22 protein-coding genes are annotated in these 22621 nt (G+C 59.9%); 12 read left to right on the top strand and 10 right to left on the bottom strand.

Translation table 11 applies throughout. From position 1 onward, the window contains the following. Positions 1-65: 65 nt before the first annotated feature. The 4 genes from BV034_RS26520 to BV034_RS26535 form a co-directional block, all read right to left on the bottom strand. The gene (locus tag BV034_RS26520; RefSeq protein ID WP_050029976.1) at positions 66-818 is read right to left on the bottom strand and encodes a polysaccharide biosynthesis/export family protein; all 753 of its coding nucleotides are present in this window, start codon (positions 816-818) and stop codon (positions 66-68) included. A 197-nt stretch (positions 819-1015) separates the two neighbouring features. Then, a complete protein-coding gene (locus BV034_RS26525; RefSeq protein WP_050029977.1) occupies positions 1016-1861 on the bottom strand; it encodes a hypothetical protein in 846 nt (281 codons plus the stop codon). A gap of 55 nt (positions 1862-1916) precedes the next feature. Continuing rightward, complete coding sequence (locus BV034_RS26530) at positions 1917-4211, bottom strand: hypothetical protein (protein WP_265593503.1); 2295 nt, start codon at positions 4209-4211, stop codon at positions 1917-1919. A 7-nt stretch (positions 4212-4218) separates the two neighbouring features. Continuing rightward, a complete protein-coding gene (locus BV034_RS26535; protein WP_050029979.1) occupies positions 4219-4497 on the bottom strand; it encodes a hypothetical protein in 279 nt (92 codons plus the stop codon). A gap of 241 nt (positions 4498-4738) precedes the next feature. On the opposite strand from BV034_RS26535, the gene BV034_RS36485 reads away from it, so the two are divergent. The 4 genes from BV034_RS36485 (at position 4739) to BV034_RS26550 (ending at position 7754) form a co-directional block, all read left to right on the top strand. Next, a complete protein-coding gene (locus tag BV034_RS36485; protein WP_265593504.1) occupies positions 4739-4897 on the top strand; it encodes a hypothetical protein in 159 nt (52 codons plus the stop codon). A gap of 77 nt (positions 4898-4974) precedes the next feature. After that, positions 4975-5247, top strand: coding sequence for a type II secretion system protein (locus BV034_RS26540; protein ID WP_050029980.1), 273 nt, complete (start codon positions 4975-4977; stop codon positions 5245-5247). A 33-nt stretch (positions 5248-5280) separates the two neighbouring features. Beyond that, positions 5281-6423 carry an endonuclease/exonuclease/phosphatase family protein gene (locus BV034_RS26545; RefSeq protein WP_081888130.1) on the top strand — a complete coding sequence of 381 codons (1143 nt, stop codon included), beginning with the start codon at positions 5281-5283 and terminating at the stop codon, positions 6421-6423. 26 nt (positions 6424-6449) lie between these two features. Next, complete coding sequence (locus BV034_RS26550; protein ID WP_050029982.1) at positions 6450-7754, top strand: glycosyltransferase family 4 protein; 1305 nt, start codon at positions 6450-6452, stop codon at positions 7752-7754. On the opposite strand, the gene BV034_RS26555 is transcribed toward BV034_RS26550, so the two are convergent. The 6 genes from BV034_RS26555 to BV034_RS26580 all read right to left on the bottom strand — a co-directional run bounded on the left by BV034_RS26555 (position 7741) and on the right by BV034_RS26580 (position 14681). Then, positions 7741-9267: an O-antigen ligase family protein gene (locus BV034_RS26555; protein ID WP_265593505.1), complete on the bottom strand. Its 1527-nt coding sequence runs from the start codon at positions 9265-9267 to the stop codon at positions 7741-7743. The genes BV034_RS26550 and BV034_RS26555 overlap by 14 nt on opposite strands. A gap of 16 nt (positions 9268-9283) precedes the next feature. After that, on the bottom strand, positions 9284-10129 hold the full coding sequence (locus BV034_RS26560) for a class I SAM-dependent methyltransferase (RefSeq protein ID WP_050029984.1): 846 nt from the start codon (positions 10127-10129) through the stop codon (positions 9284-9286). A 5-nt stretch (positions 10130-10134) separates the two neighbouring features. Then, a complete protein-coding gene (locus BV034_RS26565; RefSeq protein WP_050029985.1) occupies positions 10135-11598 on the bottom strand; it encodes a sugar transferase in 1464 nt (487 codons plus the stop codon). A gap of 110 nt (positions 11599-11708) precedes the next feature. After that, a complete protein-coding gene (locus BV034_RS26570) occupies positions 11709-12836 on the bottom strand; it encodes a glycosyltransferase (protein WP_050029986.1) in 1128 nt (375 codons plus the stop codon). Further along, positions 12829-13650 (bottom strand): class I SAM-dependent methyltransferase, encoded by an 822-nt coding sequence (locus BV034_RS26575; RefSeq protein ID WP_081888132.1) that lies wholly within the window; start codon positions 13648-13650, stop codon positions 12829-12831. The genes BV034_RS26570 and BV034_RS26575 overlap by 8 nt, the downstream gene beginning before the upstream one ends. After that, positions 13647-14681 carry a glycosyltransferase family A protein gene (locus tag BV034_RS26580; RefSeq protein WP_081888133.1) on the bottom strand — a complete coding sequence of 345 codons (1035 nt, stop codon included), beginning with the start codon at positions 14679-14681 and terminating at the stop codon, positions 13647-13649. The genes BV034_RS26575 and BV034_RS26580 overlap by 4 nt, the downstream gene beginning before the upstream one ends. 172 nt (positions 14682-14853) lie before the next feature. On the opposite strand from BV034_RS26580, the gene BV034_RS26585 reads away from it, so the two are divergent. The 8 genes from BV034_RS26585 to BV034_RS26620 all read left to right on the top strand — a co-directional run bounded on the left by BV034_RS26585 (position 14854) and on the right by BV034_RS26620 (position 22613). Beyond that, on the top strand, positions 14854-15582 hold the full coding sequence (locus BV034_RS26585; RefSeq protein ID WP_050029989.1) for a glycosyltransferase family 2 protein: 729 nt from the start codon (positions 14854-14856) through the stop codon (positions 15580-15582). Between the two features lie 73 nt (positions 15583-15655). Then, on the top strand, positions 15656-16189 hold the full coding sequence (locus tag BV034_RS26590; protein ID WP_050029990.1) for a hypothetical protein: 534 nt from the start codon (positions 15656-15658) through the stop codon (positions 16187-16189). A 115-nt stretch (positions 16190-16304) separates the two neighbouring features. Beyond that, positions 16305-17306, top strand: coding sequence for a glycosyltransferase (locus tag BV034_RS26595; RefSeq protein WP_265593506.1), 1002 nt, complete (start codon positions 16305-16307; stop codon positions 17304-17306). Between the two features lie 36 nt (positions 17307-17342). Continuing rightward, the gene (locus tag BV034_RS26600; protein ID WP_081888135.1) at positions 17343-18254 is read left to right on the top strand and encodes an ABC transporter permease; all 912 of its coding nucleotides are present in this window, start codon (positions 17343-17345) and stop codon (positions 18252-18254) included. Between the two features lie 16 nt (positions 18255-18270). Beyond that, entirely contained in the window at positions 18271-19551 is a 1281-nt protein-coding gene (locus BV034_RS26605; protein WP_050029992.1) for an ABC transporter ATP-binding protein, read from the top strand. A 39-nt stretch (positions 19552-19590) separates the two neighbouring features. Continuing rightward, positions 19591-20406: an FkbM family methyltransferase gene (locus BV034_RS26610; protein WP_050029993.1), complete on the top strand. Its 816-nt coding sequence runs from the start codon at positions 19591-19593 to the stop codon at positions 20404-20406. 51 nt (positions 20407-20457) lie between these two features. Beyond that, the gene (locus BV034_RS26615) at positions 20458-21540 is read left to right on the top strand and encodes a glycosyltransferase (RefSeq protein WP_050029994.1); all 1083 of its coding nucleotides are present in this window, start codon (positions 20458-20460) and stop codon (positions 21538-21540) included. A gap of 44 nt (positions 21541-21584) precedes the next feature. After that, positions 21585-22613 carry a glycosyltransferase gene (locus tag BV034_RS26620; RefSeq protein ID WP_050029995.1) on the top strand — a complete coding sequence of 343 codons (1029 nt, stop codon included), beginning with the start codon at positions 21585-21587 and terminating at the stop codon, positions 22611-22613. Positions 22614-22621: the final 8 nt, after the last annotated feature.

The raw sequence follows: 22621 nt of genomic DNA on the forward strand, positions 1-22621 counted from the left end.
GTCGCGTCTCTGAAAGGATGGATGGGCCGGCTTGGAAAGGGAGTCCCAAGAAGCGGCTTGAGTCTCTAGAATCCGAATACTTTTTCTGGCACTACCACAATATCCCCCGTTCGAATGGGAATGTCTGGAAGCTTGCCATCTGCCACAGCCTTCAGATCAATGGGCATCTTCTTCTTGGGCTGGGACGGAGCCGCCTGGCGCAAAACATAAGCCTTGGCTTCGTTGGAGAAACGGGCGAATCCACCGGAGATCAGAATGGCTTCATAGACCCCCATGGTTTTACCAATCTCCACCGTAAGGTTGTGCTGCCCAGGGCGGGCCACTTTGCCAGTGATGTACACCAGCATCTGTTGCGTCGTGGCACTGGACTGGCTACCACCCACCATGGAAGTCCGGTCAAGGATGACAGTGGCCACCCGCAGTTTCTGACTCTCCAGAAGCTCCTTCATCCGTGCCTCTGCCTGGGAGGGCGTCAACCCGGCCAGCTGAATTCTCCCCATAGTGGGGAAGATGATGTGCCCCTCGGCACGCACGGTGTAGCCACCATTAAGCGTGGCATCCTCCAGGACATAAATGTCCACGGACTCACCAGGGCGGATGGGGATGTTCTTGGGATCCGTAGGAGCTTGGGCTCTTGGAGCCGAATACGGGTCGAACGGAGGAGTGTCGAGAGCCGGCTTGGTCTTGCAAGAGACCAGCCCCGCGATCAGAAACGCCAGCAGACCGGCGGTGCATCGTGCTGCTCTACTAAATTCAGCGGGTTTTCCGGGTGAGGAGAGGTTGGGCTGGGGGCGGAGCATCAGAACGGTTTTCGACATTTAATTACTGGGGCCTGGGAACCTTTGGGTGAAATCTCGATGCCAGTCACAGGAGTACTGTCAAAACTATCACGTGGCCTAAATTTGAAGCGACCGCCAATAACCTGGCGGTCGCGAAAGTCGCCCTCCGGATCAAAAATGCAACACTTGCACTAGCTAACCGTTGAGCATCAAATCTGGAAACTCCGGTGCGAAGATTACTTCGTCGAGCGGGAGGCTGGGCTGACCCAAACCCCTTCGGCGTTGTTGTTAACGAAATCTTTGCGAACTGGCTCTTCTTGCACAGTGATCAGGATGTGATCGAAGGCAGTGCGGAAGAGTTTGAGCGGCGGGCTGGGAGTATCCACGCCACGGGTGGGATCCCCTTTGCCGCGGTGGGCTACCGTTCCCAGAATCCGAACGTCACCGAGATAGGCACCGGAGGGCTTCACGCCTTCCACATACACGAACCGGGGAATGATGCTCGGAAGGTTGGCAGGATAGCGCTCGGCGCTGATTGCAAACTCGATGAGACGCATTTGAGGATTGGCCGAGTCGAGCAAAAGCTCCGTGCGGGCGGCATCACGCCAAACGCGAACGCGACCCACAGACTGCTGCTCTTCTTCGAAGGAACCAAACTCGCCCGACTCTGCCGCACGATTGATGCCGCAAACTTCGAGCCCCACCACCACATCACCTTCAAAGTCAATGCGATAGGGCTTCACTTCGATGACGATCTTCGACATTTCCCCTTCCCCGAGAATCAACCCTGGAGGAGTTTGCTCAAAGCCGCCCTGGTCCTGTGCATCCCCCTGGCGGATGGAGCCGTCATAGTTGAGGTCTGCATCCAGGTCGATACGGGCGATGCGACGATTCAGGTCACGATAGCGGTTGAGCTTCTGACCGTAGTAGGAATGAAAGTCGCCAGGAAGATCCTGCTTGGTTTCGGTTCCTTTGTTCCGGTTCGAGATCCCACCACCACTTTGAGGCTCGCCACTCAACAGAGTGGAGATCGTGACGGTCAGGGCCGCGAAGGAGCAGATGGCCTTGGTTGATAGTTTCATGGCAGAGGTGGTTAAGCTTCGGAGGAGGATTGAATCCAAGGATGTGGGAGCCGGATCAGTACACGTAGTTCACGCCCATGATTAACAAATGTTCTTTCACATTACTGCCCTTCGCACCCCGCTGATCCAGATACTGGTAGGTGACGTTGCCGTTCAAGCGAGCCAGTAGAGGACGCTGGATCGTAGCGTAGTAGATCCAGATTTCCTCATCCGTAGTGCCTTCCTTGGCAGCTTCGTTGTTCTGATAGGTGATCCCGGCGGTGATCCCTGTGTCATCACCCAGGCTGTAGCCAGCCTGAGCTCCGAGGGTCCAGCCCTGGAATTCCGCGCCATCCCCAAGACGACGGGAGTCTTGATACTGGCCGTAGGCTCCGAGACGGAGGCGCTCATTGACCGAGTGGTTGATGGTGTAGCGGACGTATTGGCCGAGGTATTCGTCAAGCTGCTCGGAAAGGGTGTAAACCTGCCCACCAGACAGAGAGTGGCGGGTGTACTGCGTAAGGTCGTGGCTCACCCCCACATCCCACGTGAAGGAACCGTCCTCGCTGGCGTTTTCACCGTTCTGCCAGAAGTAACCGACCTGACCGTACATGGAAAGGTACTCGGTCACGCGCCCTGTGACACGGGCAAACACCTGGTGGGACATGGTGTCGAAGTGATCCGGGGTGACCCCTTGATAACCAAAGCTCGGGGCGAACATCCAGTCGTCTCCCATGTAGCTGTACATGAGGCTGAACTGATCTGCGTCGTTGTGGTCATCCAGATCCGCTTGTGCCCAGTAGTCGGAATGAATCACGTTGCCCAGGAGCCACCACTCGTTCTGGAAGGGACGCTGGAACTCAAATCCAATGTCATTGCGGTAGCCGCCAAAGCGGGGATCCCAGAAGGATTCGCTACGGGACGTGCTGTCGAGGATCTCAGAACCGAAGCGATAGCGTCCGACGGCATCCACCTCACCCACTTCCCAACCTTCATAGAAGTCGGCAAGGGAGTTGGAGACACCGAAGTAGTCATACAGACGGAACATCCAGGGGCCATTCTCCCACTCCACGTTGAGCCGGGCGTTCGTGCCCAAAGCCCAGCCGGAACCGATCCCTGTGGAAAACCCAACCTCCCCTTCCCCGGGCAGGAAGTAGAAGAACATGGAGGAAGTGATGTAAATCTGGTCGGTGATCCGCAAGGCGGCACGAATGGGAATGCCGATGATGCTGATCCAGCCATCATTGTCCACTCCCTCTGGCAACGGGGCGTCACCGGAGTAGTCCGTGTACAACATGGACGCGGACACGCCCAAGAAATCAAGGTACAACGGGCCAAGCTTCAGCATCACGCGATCCGCCGCGATGTCTTCCGAGAAGATTCCAAAGCCGTAGTCCAGATCGACCGTCAGGAAATCTGGATCTGGTGAATGATAAAGCGCGTTGTTGCCCGGCATCACCGTGCGAAGACCCCGCTCCAACCGGTCGTAGAACGCCCCATTGCGCTGGTAATAGTTGTCTGGAGCTGAACGCACCGGCCAGAGACCAGAATAAGCCCAGTAGCCGCGGTCACCCTTGGCACGGGGATAGTCCGCATTCCCGCCAGCGAGAATCGGAGACTCGGCCTGGGTCGGGAAATAACCACCCTGCGATGGCGGGGCAGAGTTTTCAGGAATGGGTCGCAACGGGCTATCCACCCGGGACTGGCTCAGGGCTTGAGGCACTTCATAGCGCTGGCCGATCACGCGGCCCGCTCCTGACGAACGTCGGCCCATTGGACGGGCCTGGACGGCCGGAGCCGTCTCATAATAAGAATCCGCCTGCGTGTTGACCATGGTCTCACGGGCGGTGTTGACTTCGGCGGGGGCAGCTTGAGGAGCCTTTCTGGCTTGATAGGGAGCCGGATCTTTGGTCGCACTCTGCACCGGCATCGCAGGCGGCACTTGCGGATCCAACGGGGCCACGGAAGGCGCTGGCACCACGGGAACCATCTCTGGAGCGGGAGTCGGAGCCGGCGTAAATGTCGGCGGCGCTACCGGAGCAGGGGCCGGGGCTGGCACCTGGGTCGGGACGCCCTGAACAGGGGCAGGAACCGGGGTAACGGGAACGGCAGGCGCCGGAACAGGTGCAGCAGGCTGTGCCGTGGGCGGCAGTGGCTGAATGGTCTCGAACTCAGGTGGACGGAGGTTCGGAGGGGCATCACCCAGCGGAGGAGCTCCTTCCGCAGCCTGGAAGGCAGGAGGGAGGAGCAAATTCACTGCCACGGTATTTCCACCTTGCTGGGCGCAAAGCGGTGCCGCAACAAAAGCAGTGGATGACAGCAGGATGGCCAGCTGAGTGCGGGCGAAGTAGTGCGGGCGAATAGATCCCATAACGCAGTCAGTCCTGAAGCTTCCTCCTGAAAAACCCAAACCGTTCAAAGGCCGAGTAGTCGGCGGCAAATAAGCAATAGAACAAATAAATGTAAAGGCCCACTAATGGAAGAAACAAAATGATGGCGGACCAAAACAGTTTCAAGACGTTGTTCTGAGCCCGCCCCCAAATGCTGGCAAGGCTGGTGACCACCAGCCCCAGCCAGGCAAATACGATCGCCCAATAGATGGGATCGATCAGGTTCTGCACCTTAAGCTGAAGAAAATTCAGGGCGGCTTCTCGCATACAGGGTTTACTTCAAGTAATAATCGACAACCCATTGATAAAAAGCAGATTTCGACGCCTGACAAGCCTTAGTTTCGCTAACAAAACGTCAATTCGAGGCAAGGACCGCTCCAAGTTCGCCAGCAGCTTCCAAGCCACCTGCATTACCCAGTTGGATACCCAAACTGCATTTTCTCATTTTCTCTTCTTGGTTTTTGCCAAGCCAGCGGTAATGGGACGCTGTTTATATCCGCCCGCAGCCATGAGCAATATTACCAAGCCACGGATCGCCCTCCTTCTTCTGATCGCCTGTGTGCTGAGCGGGTGTGTCTCTCGAAGGGACTACAAGTACCCCTACTTCGGCGGCGGAACCAATTCCAGCGTGCCGCCACGCGGATCTGGCGTGAGCCGCGGCCTCTAGTTTTCAAATGCCTGAAGCGCTTCAAAGCTCCCGCCTTCTACGACGGCTGGGTTTGAAGCTCTGCCCGCCCTGACTCTATGCTCGTCCTCTCTGTCTCCTCAACCGCCAGCCTTTCCGCCTCGCCCCGGCTGCGCCAGAACGGCTTTACCCTGCTTGAAACGCTGGTTGCCCTCGCGGTGTTGATCACGCTGACCATGGTGGTGGCCTCGATCTACAAGCACCACACCGGTGCCCCGGCCAGCCCTGAACCAACCCCGGTCGAGATGGAAACCCGGCCCAGAAATCTGTCGCCTACGGAGATGCCCACTTTGCGCGATCCTGTGGACACTCCTGCGCCCTCCCGCCAATAGGCACCCGACGCGGCTCTCTAAGCTTGGTGCCCGATGTCTGGCTCTGACGCCCCCTCCGTCGAAAACGCAACGGTCACTCCCATGCAGGGGTGCCGATGGCTTCTCAGCCTGATCCGCGGTGTCATCCGCTTTTTTTCCTGGATGAGCCTGGGTTGGCTGTTCGTGGCAGCGCTGGCGATCCACTGGGTGGGACAACACAACCCCACCCCCGCATTTTTGCTATTTCTTCCCGCCTGGCTCTGGTGCGCTCCGGGGCTGGCCATGCTTGTTCCAGCTCTGCTGTTTGACTTCCTCCGGTCAGGGGCGCCCCTGCTTCTGGCCACCCTTTGCTTCCTGGGGCCGGTGTTGGGCTACGAGTTCTCTTTCGGGAGCCCTTCGCCTCAAGGCGCCCGCACGCTGAAGGTTATGACCTACAACCGTGGTCAAAGCCAGGGCACCAGCCTGCAGCCTTTCAAGAATCAGAATCAGCCGGACTTGCTCGCCCTGCAGGATTCCGGCGGTCGAGCCCAATCCTACCTGGAGGCAGATGGCTACAAAGAGTTTTCCCACGGCTCCAGCTCGGGCGAGTTTCTGCTGCTCAGCAAGTTCCCGATCCTCAGCACACAGCCAATAGTGTTCGAGCACCAGCCCAACAAGCAGGGCCAGATTCAGCGCACCGAGCTGGGGGCGCGGTTTGAGCTTGATTGGGCGGGCACCCGGGTTGCCGTGTACAACATGCACTTCCCCACTCACCGGGGTATGCTCCAGTCTGAACGCAACGGGGGCTTTCTTTCTGGAGTGCTCGGGATCCCCGGCACTCCCCTGGCCCAGAAGCGTCACAACCGCGAAGCGTACTGGGAGGTCACCCTCCGCCAGATCCGCCAGGTTTCCGACCAGATTGGCAAGGAGACGATTCCCGTCATCCTCGTTGGGGACATGAACAATCCCCCCTTCGGGCCGTTTCATCGCACCCTATGTGAACATCTCGTGGACGGCCATAACGAGGCTGGCCAGGGCTATGGCTACACCTTTCCCGGGCAAACCAACAATCCTCTGGCCCTGTTCCGCCCCTGGTTGCGCATCGACTACGCCCTCCACTCAAAGGGTGATTGGGCAACCCTGCGTCACGAGGCCGAGCCGAGCCGCACCTCACAACACCGCGCCCTCTTTGCCGAATTCGGCAACGTCAGCCGCTGATCGCGGACCCGCAATATCACCCGCCGATGGGCCCCATCCAGAAGACCTTCCTCGCCCCGCCAACCACTTCCGGTCCCGCACGACCGAAACTGCTGTGGATCAATTGTCGCCTGCTGCACCCGCTGATCGGCGGAGACCGCCTCCGCACCTATCACATGCTGCGGATCCTGAAGCAGGATTTTGAGATCACCTATCTTTGTCCGACCACGCCCGACGACACCCCGGATGCCGCCGAGAAGGCGGGCGAGTACTGCGATCACCTGATCGCCTTCCCCCATCGCTTCTCCCGCCGGGGCAGTCTGGAGTTCGTCTGGGGCGCTCTCAGGAATAGCCTGTGGGGGCAACTGCCCTACATGGCTCAACGCTATGTGTCCCCCGGCATCTCCAATTGGATACACCAGCACGCTGGCGGCACTTCGTTTGACCTGGTCGTCTCAGATTATCTGGTTTCGTGGGTGCACCTCAAACATCTGCCCTCACCTCCCCAGGCCCCGGTGGTGGCATTTCAACACAACGTCGAATCGTTGATCTGGCGTCGACATGCCACTTCGGTCAAGAACCCACTCAAACGCTGGATCTTCCAGCGGGAAGCACAGCTCACTGCGGCCATGGAGTCCGACTGCGCATCCGCAGTCGCCGGCCAGGTCACCGTCTCTCCTGAAGAAACCCACTACTTCAAAGTGGAATGCGGCATGCCCAATGTACTGGGCGACGTGCCCACCGGTGTGGACGCGGTTTACTTCAGTCCCTCTGCAAATCCCGAACCGCACACCGTGGCGTTTCTAGGTTCGATGGATTGGGAGGCCAACCGCCAGGCCGTCCGCAGCTTTCTTAAAGAGTGTTTTCCAGCGATTCGCGAGGCGTTTTCAGACGCCAAGTTTCTCATTATCGGGAGAAACCCACCTGCTGACCTGAAAGAACTCGCTGCACAAGATCCCAGCATCGTCGTCACCGGCACGGTGCCCGATGTGCGCCCCTATCTTGCCCAGGCCTCCGTCATGATCCTCCCTCTACAGGTGGGAGGCGGCACGCGCATCAAGGTGTTCGAGGCCCTCGCCGCTGGACTGGCGGTGGTGTCCACTTCCGTGGGAGTCGAAGGATTGCCGGTGAAGCATGACGAGCACGCCCTGATTGCCGACACCCTGCCTGCTTTTACGGACGCCACCCTGTCCCTGCTTCGAGAACCTGAAAAGGCCCGGAAACTAGGCTTGGCAGGACGTCGGTTGGTGGAAGAGAACTTTTCCTGGCAGGCCGCCTCCCAGAAGTTCAAGACGTTGTGCGAGCCGCTCATGCACCAGGCTTCGCAATCGGCCGTGGCTAAAGGTTCTTGAGGATGTAGTCCCAGAGAAAGAAGACCAACCAGGCCCCGAGGGCCGCCAGTCCAATATCGGCCAAGGTTGGCCTTACCAGCCACCTTGGCAGAGTCTTCAGTACCTCTTCAGAGATCTGCCAGATCCCAGCAACCCGACCACGGGTGCCGCCCTCATTCGGATCAGAATCAGAATCGGAATCAACAACTGCCCCTGAGCCACTCATGGCCATGGATCCTGAATAGTCCGATCCGCCTGGAGCATTGCCAGCCATGGCCAGCACGGGCATCGGCTGAGGAGGCCACGGCACAATGTTTGAAAGAGGTTCGGGCAACCCCGCGCCCCCGGCCTTAAGGCCAGCCGCGCTCTCCTTGGCCTTGTCAAAGAGCATGATCCGGTGAAACGCCGAGATTCCGGCAAAGAACAGGAACAACTCCGTGTGATAAGCACGGTCAATCATCCAGTTCGAGATGGCAAAACCGACGAGCAGGGCAAAAAGACATCGTCGACACGACTCTTCCATCTGGTTCTTGGTCTTGCACAAAACGAGGGAGCGAAGTCCAAGCCAGAAGAGGCCCACGTACAAAGCGAGTCCCATGGGTCCCAGTTCCGCCCCCACCTGCACGTAGCCGCTGTGAGTCGCCTTGTTCAGCCACATCTTCTGCCATTGGATCGTGGCACGAAATGTCTTCCACCCCTGACCCGTGAAATGGTTGCGACTGGCGGTTCGCGCCTGCTCCCAGGCCAGCAAGCGGCCTTGCACCCCTTCGTCCGCACGAAGGTTCCCCATTTCACTCATACGCGGCATGACGCTGATGGCGGCACCGCCCCCCGCGAGTGCAGCTGTGATGGCCAGCACTTGAACGATCTTGGACTTCCCGAAGACCCAGGCCAGCACGAGGGTGGCGAAACCTGCGAGCACAGCGCCTTTCGATTCCGTCAGGTACACGCACTCATAGGCGATGACCCAGAGGATGATCGCCACCGTCTTCTTCATGACCCCGCCCTTCCAGAAAAACAGGAAATACGCCAGCGGGACAATGACCACGACGGAGTGCGCCAACGAGTTGGGGTTGTTGTGCATCCACGTCCCCAGCGCCAGACGGCCCTTGTTTGAGGCGGTAAGCGCTTGGGCTCCAGTGGGATCAATCCCCACCTTGCTGAGCAGGCCAAACATGGCCAGCACGGTGAGCGCAATCAGCCAGTAGATCAGGTACTTGCGCAACCGCTCCACGGAACGCAGAGCCTGTACCGTCACAAAATAGAAGGCGAACAGCGGAAGCGAGTCCTTAAAAGCCCCATACGGATAGGGGTGCGTGACGCCGATGAAGATGTAGAGCGCCAGCACCCACCAATCCAAAGGGGTGAGGAAAAGCTGCAGCTTCCTTCCCTCCTCCTTGGCCCGGGAGACCATGGCAAAAATCGCCACCGCCATGATCGGGGTGACGATGCCGACGCCGATGAGTCCAGCCACCCAGTCCTGAGGACGGATGTAGTAAACCAGCAGGACGAGGACGACGGTTACGAAATCCATGGACAGGGTTCCACGCTCAGCGCTCCGCCCCACGCGTCGCACTCACCACCACATTATTGAGGATCTTGCGGGCTGCAACCGTCCGGAGCTTTTGAGGAAGAAAGCGCAGCGTGGTCTCGATGATCAGCCAGAGCCAAAGGCCCCGTTTCTCCTCGTGCTGACCCCGCACAAAAGCCCCCACCCAGTCAAAACCCGCCTTGCGCAATTCTGCGCTGAGGCCGGCGTAGGTCCATTCCTTGAGGTGAAAGGTCTCCAACCCGGAGGTGAAGTACCGGGAGATATCATGCGGCCCGGAGAACTCGTGCGGAGTACTGAGCACGTAAGTCCCCCCCGGCTTGAGGATTCTGGCAGCCTCGGCCAGATGCACGGGCACGTCATCGGGGTGAACATGCTCCAGGACCTGATAGCTGAATGCCAGGTCGAAGGTGCGATCAGGCAATGGGATGGACAATCCGTCGTGGTAAACCCATTCCACCCCCTCTTCACTGGCAGGCTGACGATCCCCTTGCTCACAGACCTCCACGGCCACCACACGCCCCGCCTTTCCGCGGACTGCACGTGAAAGCTCTCCGCTTCCGGCACCGAATTCAACAAACTGGCACTTGGGTCCCATGAAGGAACTCAGCAGGCGCAGCTGGCTGCGAACCGCCGCTGCGGCAGCCTCGGGACTTTTGGCACGATCTGTTCGAGGATGATCCGGCACCCGCTTGTAGAGTTCCGCATACAGACGAGGCACCAAGACAGGCCGCTCTTCCCGGGTGCTCGCCCTCAGCCGGTTGGCCAGTTCGCGTTCGACCTCAAAATGATGACGTAGGGATTCAGGGGAGCGTTCCACAGGCAGACAGTCGGCGGCGATTAACATCCAGATCAACCAAGGGTGTTGGCCGTTGCATCCACTCTGGAGGCCACACCAGCAAGATCCCGCACGACCGATTCCAGTTCTGAGCGCTGATTGACACCGCCACCGATCACAATGCGGGCGGTATCCAGCAGGATGAAGAGATCCAACGTGATCGTCATGTGCTTCATGTAGTAGAGGTCATACTCCAGCTTCCGGCGGGCATCATCCACCGTGGCCCCATAGGGATAGTTGACCTGCGCCCAGCCCGTGAGGCCAGGAGCCACCAAGAGTCGTTCACGGAAGTAAGGAATCTCCAGAGCGAGCTGATCTTCAAATTCCGGGCGCTCAGGACGCGGCCCCACGAAGCTCATCTCCCCGCGGAGGATGTTCAACAACTGCGGGATCTCATCCACCCGGAACTTCCGAAGCAATCCGCCGCCAGGAAAAGTGCGGTTGTCGTTCTTCTTCGCCCACTGCGGGCCATTAGCTTCCGCATCCACGCGCATGGTGCGCAGCTTCAGCACCTGGAAAGTTTTGCCCAGACGACCGCTGCGGATCTGTCTAAAAAAGACCGGACCGCCTGGCGAAGCAAGGCGCACCCAAATCATGCCTGCCAACAAGATGGGGAAGGACAGCAGGCCTACCACCAGAGAGATCACTACATCGAAGAGGCGCTTCCACTTCCGCACATAGGAGCGGTGCGGCAGGGTGCTGGCGTGGAGCAGCCACTCCAGGTCCACCAGAGAAAGTGGCACCAGCCGGTAGGCGTCCTCCATGATGTCGGCCAGGGTCACCAGACGCACTCCAGAAAAGGAAACATTGCGAAGCACGTTTGCCAGCCGGGGATCCCGGAGCTGGGATTTGGTGCACAACACACTGTCAATGCGCAGGTTCGTCACCAGTTCGGGCAAATCTTCCAGGACGGAATGCCCCGGATCAACGGAGGCGCCGCCCTCGGTGAACTCCTGCCGGGTGTCCACCAGGCCAGTGAGCTGATAGAACGGAGCGCCCACTTTCTTGAGCCGCTGCCAGACCAGCATGTCCGCATCACTGGAGACAAGCATCACCACCCGGTCACGCACGCCCAGACTGCGTCGGATCAGCAGCCCGTGATGCAGCACCAGCATCAGATAGGTGAGCGGCATCGAGATCAACAACACACCGCGCCCCAGACGGGCATTCAGAATGAGCGACCCCAGCGAGAGCATGAGGATCAGCGACCCACCATAACAAAGAGCCAGCACGACCAGCCGATAACGGTGCCGGATGTGAATACGATTGGAGTACAGCCCTGCCCCGTAGATCATGCACGGAAGGGCAAACCCCGCCGCCAAAATTGCTGGCAGGTAATCCGTAAGCCGCTCGGGCAGTGGGTCATTGAACCGCAGCACCGACCCCAAGGCCACACCCAACATCAGGATGAGCCCGTCCAGCAAGAAGTGTGTCCTCACTGCAAGCCAGATGTCCTTGCTGTGAGATCGGTTGGTCATGAGGGGAGAGAAAGGTAATGCTGGAACCCGAAAAAAATCAGGCGCGTGTCACCTGATGTCCGGCAGATAGGCATTCTGTCGAGCGAAAATAAAGCTTGTCAGGTGAAATGTCATTCCCCTGCCCCAGAAAGCGACGAATAGAGCGCATCATAAGCATTTACCATGGCATCGAGCGAGAAAAATTGTTCCACATGCTTCCGGGAGTTCCCTCCAAGCTCTAGAAGCTCCTGGGGTGAAGCCGTCGCCGCAACCGTCAACCCCTGAGCCAGCGCGGGAATGGTGCCGTAGTTACCCACCCACCCATGATCCGGCGTGCGGACGATCTCACGCACCCCGCAGACGTCATTGGCCACTACAGGAAGCCCGGTGGCCATGGCCTCCAGCACCGCATTCGGCAATCCTTCGTTGGAAGAGGACACCACCAGCACATCCAGCGCCTGATACCAGGGCGCCGGATCCTGCTGGAATCCGGCCCAAACCACGCGGTCTCTGAAGGGACTCTGCTCCATCCGCTGCAACACCCGCCCCTTCTCTGGCCCCCCATCGCCCACCATCAGCAGGTGGACTTCCGGGTGCTCCGCCGCCATCGCGTCAAAGGCCTCCAGGAGATCCATGTGCCGCTTCTGGGCACCAAACCTCGCCACAATCCCCAGCCATCTCCCCGCTGGGGCAAGGCCAAGACGACGACGCACCGCTTCTTTATCAGGCGCAGGAGCAAAACGGACGCAGTCCACGCCATTTAAAATACGGGACAGCCGCCGATGCCCCGGCCCAATGGCAATCATTTGATCCATCTGCTGCTGCGAGACGGAAAAGACCGCCGATGCTCGCGGATAGAGGAAGCGACGCTGCCAGCGGCGTTTCGACGAAAGCTCGGCTCCGTCCCAGATGGTGTGCTCGGAGTGCACGAGATGCGGCGCACCACGACGGGGACAGGCAAGCGTGGTATAAATGAGCCCACCCAGGTGGCGGGTGTGCACGACGTCATAGCCCCGCGCTCTCACCAGTTGCCGCAGAGCCGTGACCGTGCCCCAGGAGAATCCCGGCGACTTGCCAAGCACATGTACCGGCATGCCTGATGGCAGGCGCGCTTCGAATGGCCCGCCCCTCGTCAGGCAGCAGACCTCAAACTCAAACTTTCCCGGATCCATGCGGGAGACCATCTGAGCGAGGACATTTTCCATGCCCCCCGGCTCAAGACTGTCTACCACCTGGAGGATCCGCAGTCGATCAGCCATGCCCGGGCTTCTCCAGAGTGGTGATGATGTCCTCGTAGAGGCCAGCGGCATGGAAGGTGCCCCCGTCCTGCCAGCCATCGATCTGGCTTTTCACCACCAGACCATGTTTGGCAGCAAGTTCGTTCATCTTCGCGGTGGTCAGGTTACTGCGCCATCCGCCGTGCGCCCCGCCGGCGGAGCCGTGGTGCAAGACGGTCCTCCCACCCGGCTTGAGCACCCGGGCAATCTCCCTCAGGTACGCCTCCACATCAGTATCATTGATGTGAACGAAGACGTCAAAGGACCAGACCAGATCCACGGACTGGTCCGCGACTCCGGGAAGAGAGTTTCCATCGGTGAGCCCGATGCGAAACTTTGGATCTTTGCCAAACTTCTCCTGACAGACCTCCACACAGGTAGCGGAGATATCGAGCCCTTGGTACGAGGAGCAATGCTTGAGCAACTCCCCTGTCCACCGTCCGGCACCGGGCCCAATCTCTACCACCACGGCACCCGCTGGCACCGCAGGAATGAGGATGTGCTTCATGAGGCTGGCCTTCCACTCTTCATTAGGAGTCCACTCGTCACCACCACCGTCCCAGTTCCAGCTTTCCCAGATCGCACGGTTCATCGCCCGGCTGTTCATTCCAGGAATGCCACGCTTTTCCCGCAGGACCTGCATGCCCCCAAACGCCTTGTTGGCCACCGCGCTGGCGGCTCCGTAAACCCCCAGAAGCAGGGTCCAGGTGAGTCCGTTCTCGCGCACGGCAAGGCCTGCCAGATTGAGTTTCTGGCCCAGGGTCATTCGCCGGCGATTCTGTACAAGGTCTTTCATGAAGTGGTGGTGTAGTCGGCAGGACGTTTTTCCAAAGTTGATCCAGCCATAGCAGCCGGCTGGCCAGGAGGATTTGTCGATCCCCGAAAAAGCGAGAGAAGGCCGAGGGCAAGAAAGCGGAACCGGAACCCCCGGGGATAACCGCAGGCGGCGGCGTGCTGGACCCAAAAGCGTCGGCCGACCGAGCGGAAACACTGCCTCATGGCCGCGGCCCGATCTCCCGCTGCCAGATGCATGCGGGCAGACTGATAAAGGCAAATAGCTTCCGCCTCCCGGCGCAGGTTACTCGTGAGAGCCACTGCAGGATTGGCCGCAGCCTTGGCCAGCACCTGTAGAATGGAATCCGTCTGGCGGACGGCGTGACGGGACATGTTCGTCCCATGGTCACGCTTGCGATGAAGCACGCTTTTCAACATCAACACGGGACCGGCCGTGGCGGCACGAATCCACATGTCGCGATCCTCAGAAGCCTTCAGCGCCGGATCAAACCCTCCAAGCGAGAGCAACACCTTCCGATTCGCCAGGACAATCGGCGCAAAGCGGTTTCTCAATACAAAGTCATGAGCCGTGAAGCTGCCCACCTTCCCGCCCACCTGTGTGGAGGCGGGTGACAGCCAGTCGCCATTGGCATCAATCATGCGCCCCAGCGAGCCCACCACCACTGCCTTGCGATCGCTGTTGAGCTGTGCCTGCACCAATTCCGCGACCGCCTGCGGCTCCAGTTCGTCATCGGCATCTAGGAACAACACCCACTCGTGTCGGGCGAGTTCCATCCCGGTGTTTCTGGCCGCAGACAACCCGGCATTGTTCTTCCGATGGCAGGTGATCTTGGGAGCAAAGGCCGCAACGATCCCAGGCGTGCCGTCGGTGGAGCCATCATCCACGACCAAGACTTCCAGCTCCCCGGCATACGCCTGAGCCAGAGCGGTGCGGATCGCCTGCCCTACAAACCTCTCATAATTGTAAACCGGTATCACAATCGACACCCCTGGGAGAGTGCCGCTTGATTCGGTTGAGTGGTCAGAGCTCATGGGATGTCCAGAATTTCCAACGGACGATATGCCAGAGGGTGCCTTTGTCTGCAACAAGATGGAGAATCCTTGTCGACAATGACACGCAAATTGACGAGCATTTGCGTGACAGGTTTTAAGGTTTTTGCGTGCACTTACCTACTGAAAGTGAGAAGGATGCACGCCCTGCTCAATGCCACTGCTTTTCTCCGTCATTCTCCCCGTCCTGCACGCCGATGGCAAGCTGGGGAAGACGCTCGACTCCATTGCCAGTCAGGATTTTGACGATTTGGAGGTCCTGGTGATGGATGGCGGAGCTTCCCCATCCACAGAACTGCTGGTAAAGCGCAGCCCTTTGCACCGGGAAGGCCGCCTGCACTACGTGGGAAAACCGGACCGCGGCATCTATGATGCGATGAACGAGGCTCTCAACCTGGCCGCAGGCAGGTACATCTATTTCATCGGTGCTGGCGACGCCCTGCGCCCCCAGGCCCTCGCCGCCGTGCGAGACCAACTGCCCGCGAGCGACTCCAGTCTGGTGTACGGGAATGTCATGCGGGGAGCACAGGTCTATGACGGCCCTTTCGACGCCTGGCGGCTCTGCCACCGGAACATCTGTCACCAAGCCGCCTTTTATGGGCGGGACATCTTCCAGCTGGTGGGACGATTCTCCCTTTCCTACCCGGCATGTGCAGACTGGGAGTTCAACATGCGCTGCTACGGCGATTCCCGCATCGCCAAGCACTACATTGAGACTGTGGTGGCGGACTTCGAGCAGGGCGGCCTGAGCGCTCACGGAGACCCGGCGTTTAACCGCGATCACGGCCACCTCATCCGCCGGCATCTGGGGCTGCTCCCCTTCTTAAGATGGGCAATTGGGGTGACCAAGACCCGGGCCCTCACGCGGCTGCGCCATGAGTAATCCGGCAAATAACGAAGCAATGGGAACAAATGTCAGTTGCAATTCGTTGGGAACGTTCAAAATTTTCTGAACAATGTTCTCCAACTCCTCGACCCACCAGGGCCTTTCATGGGCGGCAGAACGACATCGTTTCATTGAAGCAGGAGGAAACACCTCCCATGCCTTCGGATTGGGCCGGATGATCGGCAGAGCCTATGCCATGCTATACCTCGCGACGAGCCCGATGTCGCTGGACGAGATTGCCGCGACGCTCAGGGTCAGCAAGGCCAGCGCCAGCACCGTGCTTCGGCAACTCGCCTCCTGGCAGGCAGTCCGCCAAATCTGGGTGGCGGGAGACCGCAAGGACTACTACGAGGCGGAGACGGATTTTGCGGTGATCTTGAAGGAAGGGCTGATGCCGGGAGTCCGGAAGAAGCTGCAGACGGCAGGCACCCAGATCGAAAAGACGCTGCAAAGCTCCACCCAGAAAGCGTCAGCGACACCGGCAAACGAAGAGGTGTCCCCCGCCGACCAGGCGGAAATTCGGCGGCGGCTGCGTTCGGCGCAGCAACTCCATCAACGTCTGGATAAAGTGCTGGGGAGCAAGCTGCTCGCCCGGTTTCTTTGATCCAGATCAGTTCAAATCATTGCGACAGGAGCCCTCTGAGGACTGCTCTCCACCCAATTCCAAGCATGGCCGCAACTCTCTGCGACCAATGGCGGCAGCGTGACGAAATCTGATTGTGCCAGCCGCTGCCCCTACAGTCTCGATTGTCATTCCCGCTTATCGGAAAGCGGCGACTCTGGCCAGAGCGCTCCAAAGCGTGGCCAACCAGTCGTACCGGGACTTCGAGCTGCATGTGGTGGATGACTCAGGCAACGAGGACCTCAGGCCTTTGGTGGCGCAGTACGCGGTCACCAGCTACACACCCCAGAACTGCCAGGGCCCGGGAGCCGCTCGAAACCGGGGTCTGACCCTGTGCACAGGCCGCTATGTCATCTCTCTGGACCACGACGATGAGTGGGATCCGGATTTTCTGGAACGGGCCGTCGAGGCGATCGAGCATCACCATGCGGACACCATCTGGATGAACTTCCGCATTTCCGGCATTCGCGACCGCGCAGACTGCCTCGCCACCAGCCCGTCTCGACGGAAGTTGTTTGCCCACCAGACGGAGAAGTCGTGGCTCATGACCCACGATCAGGCCTGTCGTTTCTATCTGGGCAGGATGGCCCCCCTCTCCAACAGCGCCATGCTCTTCCGTAGAGAAAAGCTGGGAACCGGCTGGTATGAGAAGGCCATGATGGCAGACGACTGGCTGCTCATGGCCCGACTGCTGATGGACCCTGCAATCAAAACCGGCATCGTGGCCGCCCCTTCATGGACCAAACATGAAGACGGAAGCCACCGCTCCCTCTGGTCTCAGGAAACCGGCAGACGCTGTGTGCATGATGTCACCTATGCCTGGCAGCACTACGCGCCCGCGATGACACCTGCGAACCAGCAACAGGTGCGACTCTACCTGGGCAACCTGCACTACAAACTTGCCTACCACTGCTTCTGGGCCGGCGACCACACAGAGGGCCGGGACAATGTCCGGCTCGGGAGAGGCCTGGCTGGCATCACAGGCCAGTCGCTCCTCCTCGTCATGATCTTCGCCCTCCGCAAACTGGCAAGAGCGGCGGGCCTCCCACCCCTTAGCACTCTGAATCGGGCTCCCAAGCAAACCAGTACGCAGCCCTGATTCTGATTCCCCTGCCCCCGAGCTATTTCAGTCATCATGGAAAACCCGCCCTCTCCAACCCAGGCCTCTGCGGCTGACATCGCCCCGCTGGAAACCGGCGACGACGAGACTTGGGATCTCATCATCCGGCCGAAGTCCGGCTGGCTGGAACTGCACCTCGAAGATCTCTGGCGTTATCGCGACCTGCTCTGGATGTTCGTCCGGCGCGACTTCGTGGCGCAATACAAACAGACCATTCTGGGCCCGCTCTGGTTTCTGATTCAGCCCCTGCTCACGACGCTGACGTTCACCATCATCTTCAGCGGGGTGGCCAAGCTCTCCACAGACGGCCTGCCGCCCCTGCTCTTCTACCTCGCCGGCACCGCCCCGTGGAACTACTTCGCCACCTGCGTGACCAAGACGTCCACCACGTTTGTTACCAACGCGAACCTGTTCGGAAAGGTGTACTTCCCTCGACTGGTCACGCCCATCTCCATCGTCATCTCCACCCTCATCCAGTTCGCCATCCAGTTCGCGCTCCTGCTGGGCACATTGATCTGGTACCTGGCGAAAGGCGAACCCATCACTCCACACTGGACGGGCATTGCTTTGATGAGTCCGCTGCTCATTGTCATGATGGCTGCTCTGGGCCTTGGGGTGGGCATCATCGTCTCCGCCCTCACCACCAAGTATCGCGACCTTTCCTTCCTCGTGACCTTCGGCATCCAGCTCGCCATGTATGCGACGCCGGTGGTGTACCCTCTCTCATCCGTTCCGGAGCGCTACCGCTCCTGGATGGAGCTCAATCCCATGACCCCGGTCATCGAGGCCTATCGCGCGGTTTACCTGGGGGTCGGGGCCTTCGACTGGGGCTCCCTCACTTACAGCGCCGGGTTCACCCTTGCCACCCTTCTGGTGGGCATCATCATCTTCAACCGGGTGGAAAAGACGTTCGTGGACACCGTTTGAGAATCCTTTCTACCCCATGCCGAGCGACACTGTCATCTCCGTCCGCAATCTCTCCAAACTCTACCGTCTGGGGGAGGTCAGCACCGGCGTGCTGGCCCACGACCTGAACCGCTGGTGGCACCGGTTCCGGGGCAAGGAGGATCCTTACACCCGGCTGGGTGCCGTCAACGACCGCACCGCCAAGGCCAGCAGCGACTACGTGTGGGCCCTGCGTGACACGAGCTTCGACGTGCGGCGCGGGGAGGTGCTGGGAGTTATTGGAAAGAACGGCGCCGGCAAGAGCACGCTGCTGAAGCTGCTCTCCCGGGTGACCAGCCCCACTGGCGGAGAGATCAAGGTGCGCGGGCGGATTGCAGCCCTGCTTGAGGTCGGAACGGGCTTTCACCCGGAACTCACCGGAAGGGAGAACATCTTCCTCAACGGCGCCATTCTGGGCATGCGCAAGCCAGAGATCGTGCGCCGGCTCGATGAAATCGTCGAGTTCAGCGGATGTGAACGCTACGTGGACACCCCGGTGAAACGCTACAGCTCCGGCATGTATGTGCGGCTTGCCTTCGCCGTCGCCGCCCACCTCGATCCCGATATCTTGATTGTGGACGAGGTTCTGGCCGTGGGTGACGCAGAGTTCCAGCAGCGCTGCATCGGCAAGATGAAGGATGTGGCCGCCACCAGCGGGCGGACGGTCATCTTTGTGAGCCACAACCTCAGCGCCGTGCAGTCCCTCTGCAATTCTGTCATCCGCATGCAGGAAGGCACCCTGGTCTCCGCCACGCGGGATGTGCAGACGGAGATCAATCTTTACCTGAGCAATGCTCAACGGGGTAACAGCCACTTCCCCAAACGCCTCTCGGCAGAGATCACTCTGGACGCGCTCAAGGTCTCACCGGGTCAGGTGGCGAGCCGTTCCCGCGCGGAAATCACCGTGAGCCTGGAGACCTCCGTCGCCACACGGATGACGGACGCCTGCATCCTCATCTATGACGCCAAGGGCACACGGGTCGCCATATTAGATGGGCGGGAAACAGGGCTCGCTCCCATGAGACTCGCGGCAGGTCGCACCGATCTGGTGTTTGATATTGCCACCGCCAACCTGGTTCCCGGCACCTACAATCTGGGCCTGTACTTTCACTCCGGCCTTACCAACGTCAATCTTACAGACCTCATGGAAATGACCGTCCTTGAGACCTCCGCCCTGGGCGTGCCCACCTACCCGGCTGAGCACCGTGGCTTTGCCCTGCTCGACTTCAAGACCCGCTGGCAGACGCCTGACTCTGCTCCGCCAACCGCCTCAGCTTAAACACTACCTCTTCCCGCCACCATCTTCCGAGACCCCGTCATGCTGTCCTATATTTCCAAACGCATCAACGACCGGATTGGCCACCTCCGGTTCAATTCCCGCGGCTACTTCCCCTACTTCGGCACCCAAGTCTATGCCCCCAAGGGATGCGTCCTCTACACCCGGCTGCGCCATGAGGGTGTGTTTGAGAGAGACACCTGCCACTATCTGGTGAAGGCGGCGCGGGAGGGCACCTGGTTTCTGGATGTAGGAGCCAACCTGGGACTGATGTCGGCCCCGGTCCTGGCCCAAAAGCCAGGCGTGAAGGTTCTTTCCATCGAACCGTCTCCCAACTCCCACCCCTATCTCAAACAAACGCGGGACCATTCTCCCTATGCCGACCGGTGGCAGACGCTGAGCAAGGCCGTGAGCCGGAACACGGGCACGGTGGACTTCGTCCTGGCTGATGAATCGCACGCCGCCTTCGAAGGCATGCGCGACACGGGACGCGTCTCCATGAAGCGCAAGGTGCAGGTGGAAACCGCGCCGCTCGACGCCATCTGGGAATCCATCGGCTCCCCGCCGGTTTCGCTGATCAAGATCGACGTGGAAGGAGCCGAGACGGAAGTGTTGGAAGGTGCCAGGAAATTGCTCGCAAGCTGCCGCCCCACGGTGGTGCTGGAGTGGAACCCTCTCAATCTTCACGCCTACGGCACGCCGCTGGGTTGGCTCCTCGATTTCGCTGCGGAGACCGGCTATTTCTGCTGCGACATGACCACCATGGCGGCCATCCACAACCTGGAGCACCTGGAGCACCTCTCCTCTCAGGGTCGGGAGAACTTCGTCCTGTATCCCAAGAACACGCAGGCGTCCTGAGCTGTCCTGCGTACGCAGGTTCGCTCCCTCCTTCCCTCTCATCCATCGTTCGTGGCATCCAACGCCCCCCAGTTGTCCGCGCCCAAGTTTTCCATCTGCCTCCCCACGCTGAATGCCCGTGCATTCCTGGAGGAGCGGTTGGAGTCCATCCTGTCGCAGACCCTGACAGACTGGGAACTGATCGTATGCGACAGCCACTCCACAGATGGCACCTGGGAATACCTTTCCCAATGGGCGAACGATCCGCGTGTGCACCTGCACCGGGTGCCCAAGGAGGGGCTCTATGCCGGCTGGAACGAGTGCCTGAAGCGGGCCACCGGGAAGTATGTGTACATCGCCACGGCGGACGACACCTGCGCCCCAGAACTGCTGGAGCGGCTGGCCGAACCGATGGACGGCAACGAAAACATCGCGGTGGCCTACTGCGGGTACCGGGCCATCGACGGCCGGGGCCAGGAACTGACCGTGCGCCGCACCACCTTTCAGAAGTTCATCGAACCGTGGATGAACGCACGCCATGATGTGGATGGGCGGGCGCTGTTCCTCATCACCTGCGCTTTCGATCACAATTGGGGCAGCGTGACCGGGTTTGCCTTCCGACGCTCGCTCCTGGACAGGACTGGCCTCTTCCGCACGGATATGGGAATGAACGCGGACTGTGAGTGGGCCCTGCGGACCTTGCTGGTCAGCCCGCTGGTCGCCTTCATTCCCGGACGGCTGGCCACCTGGCGACTCCATGAGGCCCAAGCCAGCCGGGACTGGGGCATGGACGATGCACGACTCTGCCGCGACAGCATGAGAGATCTGCTGAACGATACCCAGGCCGGGCTCCCTGAAGCATGGAAGACGGTCCCGGGCTGGCGTGACCAGTTGATGCTCAAGCGCGAATGGAGCTACAAGGAGCTCTCTTCCCTCTTCCGGTTTGTGGCCCGTGCCACCCCCCGGCGGTTCCTCGCCCAGTGCTTGAGAGTGGGGAGAAAGGATCCCCAGTTGTTTTTCCACCAGTTGTTCCGGTTGTTTGCGTTCCCCCCGATGCCGACCTCCTCCTGGGAAGAGCATGCCAACCATTTACTGGCCACATTCCCGTGCGACTGGCCACCGGCCTTGGCACTCGCTGCCGACCGGCCTTCCTGACCGCAACACCTCCCAGTTTGACCTTCGCCTCATCCTGTCCTCCGATGTCCTCTAGCGCCAGTCCCCTCGTCGAAGTCCGCGTCATCACCTACAAGCGCCCGGAACTCCTGGTCAGGGCCTTGCGCTGCCTGCTCGCCCAGACTTATCCCCACTGGAAGGCCGCAGTGTTCGACGACTCCGCCGGCCAGGAGGGCAGTCAGGTGGTGGAGTCCATGGCCGACCCGCGCATCGAGTACCTCCCGAATCCGGAAAACCTCGGCATGGTGGGCAACTTGAGCAAGGCCTTCGGTCCGGAAAAGTATTTCCCGGAATCCCGCTATGCCTGCGTGCTGGAGGATGACAACCTGTTTGGCCCGGAGCTGATTGAGCGCAATGTCGCCAGCATGCAGCAAGCCACCCAGCTGCCCGTGCTAGTGAGAAACTACAGCGTGGTGGACATCCATGAAGATGGCACCATCACGGAAACCGACCGCCAGCCCATGCGCGAAATCTGGGGCGACGCTCCGCGCGAGATCACCTTTGATGACCGCGTGATCGAGGCCTTTTTCAGCTACACGCTGGGGACCATGAGCTACTTTTGGGATCTGAACAGCAAGGTGGACCTCTCCATCAGGTACGAGCTGCACAACGGTGCCATCGCAGAAGGCTGCCGGGCCATCAGTTTCCGCGAATCCTGCTGGTATGAACCGGATCCGCACTCCGTCTTCAGCCGCTTCATCTGCAAGAAGCAGACGCCCCGCAAGGAGCGCAATGATGGGTTGAAAGGGAACCGGCTGGCCCGCCTGAGCCGGCTGCGCCTCACCCGCATGCTGCATCGACATGTCCGGCAGGAGATGAAGCTACCCTTTGCCCAACTGCTCAAGAAAACCCGCTCTGAAGCCGAGGCCAGGTGGCTTACGCTCCTGCTTGCGGAAATAGGTTACCTCCCCGCCCTCCTTCACTTGCGCGGCGGCAAGGCCTGGTCAGAAGTGCTCAAAGCCATCCCCCTCAGGCTTCTGTATGAGAAGGATCACGTACGCCTTTCCGCCGCTGCGGAACAGGCCAGACGCCCTGGTACGCCGGTGAATGCCTAGGCCTGACC

Source organism: Verrucomicrobium sp. BvORR034, assembly GCF_000739635.1.
In the GTDB taxonomy this organism is placed as follows: Bacteria; Verrucomicrobiota; Verrucomicrobiia; order Verrucomicrobiales; family Verrucomicrobiaceae; genus Verrucomicrobium.

Bases quoted from the DNA above. Each gene is read 5' to 3' on its own strand.
- BV034_RS26520 (WP_050029976.1), bottom strand. From the start codon at position 818: ATGTCGAAAACCGTTCTGATGCTCCGCCCCCAGCCCAACCTCTCCTCA.
- BV034_RS26525 (WP_050029977.1), bottom strand. From the start codon at position 1,861: ATGAAACTATCAACCAAGGCCATCTGCTCCTTCGCGGCCCTGACCGTC.
- BV034_RS26530 (WP_265593503.1), bottom strand. From the start codon at position 4,211: ATGGGATCTATTCGCCCGCACTACTTCGCCCGCACTCAGCTGGCCATC.
- BV034_RS26535 (WP_050029979.1), bottom strand. From the start codon at position 4,497: ATGCGAGAAGCCGCCCTGAATTTTCTTCAGCTTAAGGTGCAGAACCTG.
- BV034_RS36485 (WP_265593504.1), top strand. From the start codon at position 4,739: ATGAGCAATATTACCAAGCCACGGATCGCCCTCCTTCTTCTGATCGCC.
- BV034_RS26540 (WP_050029980.1), top strand. From the start codon at position 4,975: ATGCTCGTCCTCTCTGTCTCCTCAACCGCCAGCCTTTCCGCCTCGCCC.
- BV034_RS26545 (WP_081888130.1), top strand. From the start codon at position 5,281: ATGTCTGGCTCTGACGCCCCCTCCGTCGAAAACGCAACGGTCACTCCC.
- BV034_RS26550 (WP_050029982.1), top strand. From the start codon at position 6,450: ATGGGCCCCATCCAGAAGACCTTCCTCGCCCCGCCAACCACTTCCGGT.
- BV034_RS26555 (WP_265593505.1), bottom strand. From the start codon at position 9,267: ATGGATTTCGTAACCGTCGTCCTCGTCCTGCTGGTTTACTACATCCGT.
- BV034_RS26560 (WP_050029984.1), bottom strand. From the start codon at position 10,129: ATGTTAATCGCCGCCGACTGTCTGCCTGTGGAACGCTCCCCTGAATCC.
- BV034_RS26565 (WP_050029985.1), bottom strand. From the start codon at position 11,598: ATGACCAACCGATCTCACAGCAAGGACATCTGGCTTGCAGTGAGGACA.
- BV034_RS26570 (WP_050029986.1), bottom strand. From the start codon at position 12,836: ATGGCTGATCGACTGCGGATCCTCCAGGTGGTAGACAGTCTTGAGCCG.
- BV034_RS26575 (WP_081888132.1), bottom strand. From the start codon at position 13,650: ATGAAAGACCTTGTACAGAATCGCCGGCGAATGACCCTGGGCCAGAAA.
- BV034_RS26580 (WP_081888133.1), bottom strand. From the start codon at position 14,681: ATGAGCTCTGACCACTCAACCGAATCAAGCGGCACTCTCCCAGGGGTG.
- BV034_RS26585 (WP_050029989.1), top strand. From the start codon at position 14,854: ATGCCACTGCTTTTCTCCGTCATTCTCCCCGTCCTGCACGCCGATGGC.
- BV034_RS26590 (WP_050029990.1), top strand. From the start codon at position 15,656: ATGTTCTCCAACTCCTCGACCCACCAGGGCCTTTCATGGGCGGCAGAA.
- BV034_RS26600 (WP_081888135.1), top strand. From the start codon at position 17,343: ATGGAAAACCCGCCCTCTCCAACCCAGGCCTCTGCGGCTGACATCGCC.
- BV034_RS26605 (WP_050029992.1), top strand. From the start codon at position 18,271: ATGCCGAGCGACACTGTCATCTCCGTCCGCAATCTCTCCAAACTCTAC.
- BV034_RS26610 (WP_050029993.1), top strand. From the start codon at position 19,591: ATGCTGTCCTATATTTCCAAACGCATCAACGACCGGATTGGCCACCTC.
- BV034_RS26620 (WP_050029995.1), top strand. From the start codon at position 21,585: ATGTCCTCTAGCGCCAGTCCCCTCGTCGAAGTCCGCGTCATCACCTAC.